Source organism: Nonomuraea cypriaca (genome assembly GCF_015645445.1).
In the GTDB taxonomy this organism is placed as follows: domain Bacteria; phylum Actinomycetota; class Actinomycetes; order Streptosporangiales; family Streptosporangiaceae; genus Nonomuraea; species Nonomuraea cypriaca.
Window position 1 is genome coordinate 1 of the sequence record NZ_JADOGI010000365.1, and the last position, 7464, is coordinate 7464.

Annotated in this window: 8 protein-coding genes; 2 read left to right on the forward strand and 6 right to left on the reverse strand. The window is 70.4% G+C overall.

What is annotated here, in order from left to right; all coding sequences use genetic code 11:
• Positions 1–837: hypothetical protein (locus ITP53_RS52535; RefSeq protein ID WP_195902995.1), on the forward strand; the 837-nt coding region annotated here is incomplete at its 5' end.
• 63 nt (positions 838–900) lie between these two features.
• Here ITP53_RS52535 and ITP53_RS52540 read toward each other — a convergent pair.
• The 6 genes from ITP53_RS52540 to ITP53_RS52565 all read right to left on the reverse strand — a co-directional run bounded on the left by ITP53_RS52540 (position 901) and on the right by ITP53_RS52565 (position 6948).
• A complete protein-coding gene (locus ITP53_RS52540) occupies positions 901–1719 on the reverse strand; it encodes a carbohydrate ABC transporter permease (RefSeq protein WP_195902996.1) in 819 nt (272 codons plus the stop codon).
• A complete protein-coding gene (locus ITP53_RS52545) occupies positions 1716–2600 on the reverse strand; it encodes a carbohydrate ABC transporter permease (RefSeq protein WP_195902997.1) in 885 nt (294 codons plus the stop codon). Before ITP53_RS52545 ends, ITP53_RS52540 begins: the two co-directional genes overlap by 4 nt.
• Positions 2600–3865 (reverse strand): extracellular solute-binding protein, encoded by a 1266-nt coding sequence (locus tag ITP53_RS52550; RefSeq protein WP_195902998.1) that lies wholly within the window; start codon positions 3863–3865, stop codon positions 2600–2602. The genes ITP53_RS52545 and ITP53_RS52550 overlap by 1 nt, the downstream gene beginning before the upstream one ends.
• Positions 3866–3897: 32 nt before the next feature.
• Positions 3898–5250: a cellulose binding domain-containing protein gene (locus ITP53_RS52555; protein ID WP_195902999.1), complete on the reverse strand. Its 1353-nt coding sequence runs from the start codon at positions 5248–5250 to the stop codon at positions 3898–3900.
• A gap of 85 nt (positions 5251–5335) precedes the next feature.
• A complete protein-coding gene (locus ITP53_RS52560; RefSeq protein ID WP_195903000.1) occupies positions 5336–6082 on the reverse strand; it encodes a sugar isomerase domain-containing protein in 747 nt (248 codons plus the stop codon).
• On the reverse strand, positions 6079–6948 hold the full coding sequence (locus ITP53_RS52565) for a MurR/RpiR family transcriptional regulator (protein WP_328818662.1): 870 nt from the start codon (positions 6946–6948) through the stop codon (positions 6079–6081). The genes ITP53_RS52560 and ITP53_RS52565 overlap by 4 nt, the downstream gene beginning before the upstream one ends.
• A 60-nt stretch (positions 6949–7008) precedes the next feature.
• Between ITP53_RS52565 and ITP53_RS52570 the strand changes: the two genes are divergently transcribed.
• A partial coding sequence (locus ITP53_RS52570; protein ID WP_328818664.1) for a BadF/BadG/BcrA/BcrD ATPase family protein occupies positions 7009–7464 on the forward strand: 456 nt, incomplete at its 3' end.

Genomic DNA, 7464 nt, shown 5'->3' on the forward strand with positions numbered 1-7464 from the left:
CGGGTGGTCGCCTCCATGGCCGGGGTGGCGGGATACAGGGAGGCGATGGCGCCCGAACTGGCGAAGGCGTGGGCCGCTCACGGGATCGCCGAGGAGCCGCGTTGCGGTGGCGACGTGCCGATCGCGTACGCCGCCGGGTCGCCCGAGCCCGACGGCTCGCTGCTGCTGTCCGGTACGGGCGCGGCCGCGGCGCGGATCGTGGACTTCGAACTCGACGCGGTCGCGGACGCGCTCGGCTGGCTGCTCGCCGACACGGGCTCGGGGTTCTGGATCGGCCGCGAGGCCGCGAAGGCGGTGGTCGACGCCCTGGACCGCGGCCTGCCCGTCGCCGCCCTGCGCCACGACTCGCTGGGCGAGGCCCTCTACTCGGGTACGCCCGCCCCGGTCGGCGCGGGGGGCGGCATCGCGGGGGGCCTGCTGACGGCGCTCGTCGGTGAGCACTTCCTCGGCGCGGAGCGGCCCGCCACGCCGCGCGCCGCCGCCAACCGCATCGTCCGGCTGGCGCAGGCCGACCACATGCGGCTGGCCGCCCTGTCCTCGCTGGTCAGCCAGGCCGCCGCGGCGGGCGATCCGGCGGCCGCCGGGATCGTGCGCGAGGCCGCCGGCCACCTGGTCGCCACGCTCGGACGCGTGCACGTGTCCGGTCCCGTGGTGCTCGCGGGGAGCGTGCTGACGAGCGACGGGCCCGTGCGGCAGGCGGTGATCGAACTGCTGAAGGGTGAGACGGTCATGACGGCCCACGACGCGGCGGGGGCGGCTGCCTGGCTGGCGGCGCGCGACCTGCTGCCCGAAGCCGGCGCCAAGGCCCTGCACGCGTCCTTCACGAAGGGCCCCTGAGCGGCCGGTCCCCATGGCGGCGGGGAAGGGACCTTGAGCGCCATCCGTCTCCGGTGGCGCGGGCTACCCCTTGACCGCACCCGCCGTCATGCCCGTGCCGACGCGGCGCTGCAGGAACAGGAAGAGCAGCAGCGCGGGCAGCGCGAACAGGCTGGCGGCGGCCATCGTGGCGCCCCAGTCCGTCCCGAACACGTCGCGGAAGGACGACAGCCACACCGGCAGGGTCCGGCTGGACTGGTCCTTGATGATCAGCACGTTGACGAACGCGAACTCGTTCCACGCCGTGATGAACCCGAACAGCGAGGTCGCCATCAACCCGGGCGCGAGCAGCGGGAACACCACCCGCCGGAACGCCGCCACGCGACCGCACCCGTCCACCTGCGCCGCCTCCTCCAACTCCAGCGGGATCGCGGCCAGGAACCCGCGCAACGTCACGATCGTGAACGGCAACGTGATCATGAAGTAGACCCCGGTCAGCATGGCCAGCGAGTCCAGCAGCTCGGTGTCCCTGGCGATGATGAACACCGGCACCAGCAGCGCCTCCCATGGCGCCATCTGCGCCGCGAACACCGCCACGACGAACCCGCCCCTCCCCCGCCACCGCATCCTGGCCATCGCGTACGCCGCCAGCAGCGACACCACCAGCGCGATCAGCACCGCGGCCACGGTGACGACGAGGCTGTTGCGCCAGAAGGTCCAGAACCCGGGCGCGTTCACGGCGGTGACGAAGTGTTCGAGGGTGGGATGCGCCGGCCAGAACGTGGGCGTGGCCGACTGGATGTCCCTGGTCGGCTTGAACGCGGTCAGGAACATCCAGTAGACCGGAAAGATCATCATCACGAGTACGGCGACCGCCGCCGCGTTCAGCGTGAGCCTCTTCATGAACGGACCATTCGACGCAGGTTGCTGACGAGGGCGACGGCCAGGATGACGACCGTGAGCATGGCGACCGCCGAGCCCAGGTCGTAGCGGTGCAGGACACGGGCGATCTTGAACGCGTACACCGGCAGGGTGGTCGTGGCGTCGCCCGGGCCGCCCTGGCTGAGCACCCAGATCTGCGGGAAGCACTTGGCCACCCAGATCACCTCCAGCGAGGCCACCAGGGCGAACAACTGCCTGAGCATCGGCACCGTGATCCTCCAGAACACCTGCCTGCCCGTGCCGCCGTCGATCCTGGCCGACTCGTACAACTCGACCGGGATGGTGGTGAGGCCGGCGTACAGGGTGAGCGCGGCGAACGGGACGGACTGCCAGACGACCAGGATCACGAGGACGGCGAACGTGGCCGTGCCGTTCGCGAACCAGGTGTAGCCCTGGAAGGAGTCGAAGCCGAGGGTGACCAGCAGCCAGTTGACCACGCCCAGCTCCGACTGGAACAACCACTGGAAGACGGTGGTCGCCGCGATGATGGGGGTGGCCCAGGCCAGGGCCAGCGCGCTCATCAGGGCCAGGCGCAGGCCGCGGCGCAGGCGTACGAGCATGAGGGCGACGCCGGTCGACAGCACGACGATGAGCACCACGTTGATCGCGGTCCACACCAGCGTGCGGACGAGGACCTGCCAGAACTCCTCGCCGGACAGGAGCTCGGCGTAGTTGTCCAGGCCCGCGAAGACGGCGCCGCCCCGGATCAGCTCGCCCATGCGGAAGTGCTGGAACGAGATCACCGCCGCCTTGGCCAGCGGATAGAGCAGGAGGAAGGCCCCGCCTGCCACCGCGGGGGCGATGAGCAGGTAGGGCCAGAGTGAGCGGTACCCAGCCCGCATCAGGATCCGCTGTTCAGCGTCGTGGTGATCGACTCGGAGACCTTGCTCGCCTCCGCCGCGGGGTCGGCGCCGGTGAGCACGGCGGTCATGTACTGCTTGATCACGGAGGTGGCCTCGACGGCGGCCCAGTTGGGGGTGTTCGGGGTGGCCCGCCCGTTGGCCGCGCCGACGGCCATGGCGGCGGTGCCCTCGTCGCCGGACAGTACGCCGGCCAGCGAGGTACGGTTCGGCACGAAGCTCATGGCCTTGGCCAGCTCGGTCTGGAACTGCTCCCCCGCCAGCGCCTTGACCAGCTCGTACGCCTCCTCCTGGCGCTGGGAGGCGGCCGGGACGATCAGGTCGGAGCCGCCGGTGAAGACCGCGCCCGGCTTGTCGGCCGTCTTGCCCGGGATGGGGAAGAAGCCCATCTTGTCCTTCAGCTTCGGGTCCACCTCCAGGACGCGGGCCGCGATGCCGGGGACGGCGATGATCTGGGCGACCTTGCCCTGCGCGAAGACCTCGTGCTGGGGCGGGTTGGCCTCGTCGGCGTCCTTGGGACCCTTGCCGAGGGCCTGAAGCCGCTTGTAGAAGTCCATGCCGGCCAGGGACTGCGGGGTGCCGAGGGCGCCGGTCCACTTGCCGCCCTCCTGGCCGCCCTCCTGGACGGCCAGGTCGCCGCCCTCGTCCCAGACGAAGCCGGCCAGCGCGTACCAGGTCTGGCCGGGCAGGTAGATGCCCTGATTGCCGCCTTTATTGAGTTTTGTCGTGATATTTAGCCATTCGTCGCGGTTTTTTGGGGGCTCCTTGATGCCGGCCTCGGCGAACAGGTCCTTGTTGTAGACGACCACGCGGTTGGCGGCGTACCACGGGATTCCGTACTGCTTGCCGTCGATGTTCCCCGGCTGGGCCAGGCCGGGGAGCCAGTCCTCGCCCTTGAGTTCGGCGACTTTGGCCGTCAGGTCCGTCACGCCGCCGCTGGCGGAGTACTGCGCGACCTGGGTGTTGCCCACCTCGATCACGTCGGGGGCGTCGGTGCTGGCCAGAGCCGCGGTGACCCGTTCGCCGATGCCGTCCCAGGCCTGGATCTGGAGGTCGAGGTCCACACCCTGGTGCGCGCCCTCGTACTCGGCCTCGAACTTCTTCAGCAGGTCCTGCGTGACGCTGCCGTCCATGATCCAGACGGTCAGCTTGGCGGGGGCGGCGCTCGCCCCGGGGGCGGGCTCGCCGCCGGTGCCGCACGCGCCGAGCGCTAACACGGCCGCCAGGGCGAGGATGCGGTTCTTCATGACGTTCCTTTGGATGGGGGGTGCCTGCTTTGTCACGGGTTGGGGACGGTGTCCCTGAAGGCGGTGCCGGAGGAGCGCAGGGAGGCGACGCGGCTCTGCACGTCGGCGGGCGAGACGACCTCGTTCTTGCTGTGGTAGAGCCAGTCCACCTGCTGCCGGTACGTACGGGTCCCCGTCACGCCCTGGAGATCGATGAACCACTGGTTGAACATGATCCACATCGGCGTCTCTGGATAGTAGATGTCACCGTGGTCGGCGAACAGGCGGCCGTCCACGTAGTACCTCATCCGGCCGCCTGAGACCTGGATGACGAGGTCGTGCCAGCCGGCGAAGCTCGTGCGCTCCGCGGTGTTGGTGTTCACGGCCTGCCAGGGGTCGCCCTGGTAGGTTTCCCAGCTCGTGGCGTACAGGATGTTCGACGGCTCGCCCCAGCCGCCGTTCGGCAGATACTCGAAGTCGAGCTCGCCGTAGTCGGGGTCCAGGTTGGAGCGCAGCGGGGTGATGGTGAAGAACGTCTGCACCACGTGCTCACCGTCGGGGCCGCCGGTCGGCGCGTCGCTGAAGCGGACGCGCGCGGCGTAGGTGCCCTCGTGGAACTTGCGGTTCGCGGTGGACAACTCCGTCTGTACGGTGCCCGAGGCGGTGCCGTTCGTGGACGAGTCGAGCGTCAGCAGGCCGCCGGGGAACGACACGCCCGCGGGCGACCAGGTGGCGCCGGGCACGCCTGGGCCTCCCGAGCTGCCGCGGACCGTCCAGCCGCGCTGGGCCAGCAGGGGGTCGTTCGGGCCCGCGTACGTGAAGTCGTCGAACAGCACGCCGGCCGAGCCCGGGGGAACGGTCGGCGTCACGGTGGGCGTCGGCTCGCTGCCCGTGGGCCGGCCCCAGGCGAGCTGACCGTTGACGTGGACGGTGACCTTGTCCCAGTTCGCGTAGGCGGTCTGGGGGCCGTAGGAGTAGTCGTCGCTCTGGGTGAAGCTCTGCCAGTCGGCGCGGTAGAAGCGCAGTTGCAGGTCGCCGGTGTCGCGTCCGGGGGCCAGGCTGCCGGAGGTGAAGCCCACCTCCAGGTACTGGCCGGACCCCGACTGGCGGACGAACTGGCCCGTCACCGTCGAACAGCTCACGACCGCCCAGGAGCAGGCGAAGCGGTAGGTCTCGGCGCCTGTGACGTAGTAGCGGATCTTGACCTGGTTCAGCGGGATCGTGGTGGTGCCGTCGTTGAAGAGCTGGAACCAGGGCTCGGCCTGGGCGGTGGTGGCGCCGGGGGCGCTGGTGCGGTATTGGAGGCGGACGGCCTGGTCGGCGCTGGCGGGTGCGACCAGGGCCACGACGATCAGGACGAGTGGGACGGCTAAGGAGAGCAGGACTTTACCGAAATTTCGTGACATGGCGGGGTTCTCCTTGGTTATACGGCCCCCGAATCGGTTGTGCGGCCCCCGGTTTCCGGCAGGTGCCGGACAGAGCTGGTGGCGGTCAGGCGCCGCGGCGGATGCGGCCCGCGTACAGCGCTTCGAGTTTGAGGTTGTGCGCGTCGCCCTCGGGGACGTTCGCGGAGAGGTAGACAGGCGGGACCTCGCCGGCTTCGAGCAGGTTGCTCACGGTCTGGGCCACGACGAGCTGGGCCAGCAGGGCGGAGGTGATGGTGGAGACGGCGCCGACCGCGCCTCCGCCGGGCAGGGGGAGGACGGCGTCGCCGTACGGCGCGTGGTTGTCCAGGACGACGTCGGCCAGGTCGGCGAGCTTGCGGCCCGAGGGGTGGCGGGACGCGGCGGCCTCGCCGTGGGCGCGTGAGGTGATCGCGATCAGGTCGTGGCCGCGCTGCTTGACCAGCGTGGCCAGTTCGACGACGACGCCGTTGACGCCCGAGTTGGAGATGACGACGAACAGGTCGCCGGGCTGGACGGGGGCCAGGTCGAGGATGGTGTGGGCGATGGCGGGGTCGCGTTCGAGGTCGTAGCGGTCGAGCTCGGCTCTGGGCGAGTCGCCGTACAGGACGATGTCCCTGAGCGCGAGCCTGTTGGTGGGGACGAGACCGCCCGCGCGACCGGCGATCTCCATCGCGACGGCCTCGGAGTGACCGGACCCGAACGCCTGGATGACGCCGCCCCCGGTCAGGGCCTTGGTGAACAGGTCGGCGGCTCGCGGAATCTCCGGATCCCCGGGAATCGTCCGGACGAGCTCCGCGATGTGGTCAGCGAACTCTTGCCGATCAATCGTCATAGGTCCCCTTCTGGCAGACGGTGGCCGGCCACCGCGCGAACGGTGACGTCGAAAGCGTGCTTCGTACGCTCGTAGGTGCGCTGGGCCACCGATACGTACACGACGTCCAGGACGAGCAGTTGCGAGTGGATCGCCGCGAACCCCTCGGACCTGAAGCTCGTGGCCCGGCTCGCCGTGGTCAGCACCAACTCGGCCACCTCGGCCAGCGGCGATCTCGGCTGCGAGGTGACGGCCACGGTGATCGCGCCGTGGCTGCCCGCCTCCGCGAGCACTTCGATGACCTCGCGCGTCCTGCCGCTGTGCGAGATCCCGATCGCCACGTCGCCCTGACCGAGCAGCGCCGCGTCCGTCAGCGCGCTGTGGGCGTCGGACCTGCTCCACGTCGGTACGCGCATGCGCTGCAGCCGGTATTCCATCTCACTGGCCACGGCCGCGCTGCTCGACACCCCGAACAGCAGCACCCGCCCGGCCCTGGCCACGGCCTGCGCGACCTTGTCGACCACGGCCAGGTCGAGCTGGTCGCCGGTCTCCTGGATCAGGCGGATGTCGTTGCCCGAGACGACGCTCAGCACGCGTTCGAGACTGTCGTCGGGCAGGATCTCCTGGCCGATGTCGGTCTGCCAGGTCTGCTGCGCCACCCGGCCGGTCTCGGTGGCGATGGCCACGCGCAGCTCCGCGTATCCGGCGAAGCCGAGCGCGCGGCAGAAGCGGGTGATGGTGGCGGTGGACGTGCCGCTCCGCTCGGCCAGGTCGACGATGGTCAGCCTGGCCGCCTCGGCCGGGGCGGCCAGGATCGCCTCGGCCACCTTGCGCAACGCGTCCGGCATGTCGTGCTGCTCGGCCCTGATGCGGCTCAGTGGTTCCACGCGATGAAAATTATGCTCAAACTATGGCTTGGTCAAGGAGATTGGGCAATAATTTTTGACATGCGCGTGGTGTTGGGCATCGACGCCGGCGGCACCTCCTCCCGTGCCGCGCTGTTCACCCTGGAGGGCACGCCGGCGGGGCGCGGGCGCGCGGGCGGGGCCAATCCGGGGACGCTCGGCATGGACACCGCCGCCGCCAACCTGACCGCTGCCGTCCAGGCGGCACTGAAGGACATCGCGTCTTCGCAGATCGTGGGCGTGGTCGCCGGGCTCGCCGGCAACCCAGGCCGGTGCGCGGCGCTGGCCGAGCGCGTCTTCCGCGACCTCCTCCCCCGCGCTTCCCGTGTGGCACCGGTGCGGCTGGTCGGGGACATCGTGACCGCCTTCGCGGCCGGCACCCCCTCGCCGTCGGGCACCGTGCTCATCTCCGGGACGGGGGCCATCGCGGCAAGAATTACCGACCACGTGCCCGTCGCCACGGCCGACGGGTACGGCTGGCTGCTGGGTGACGAGGGC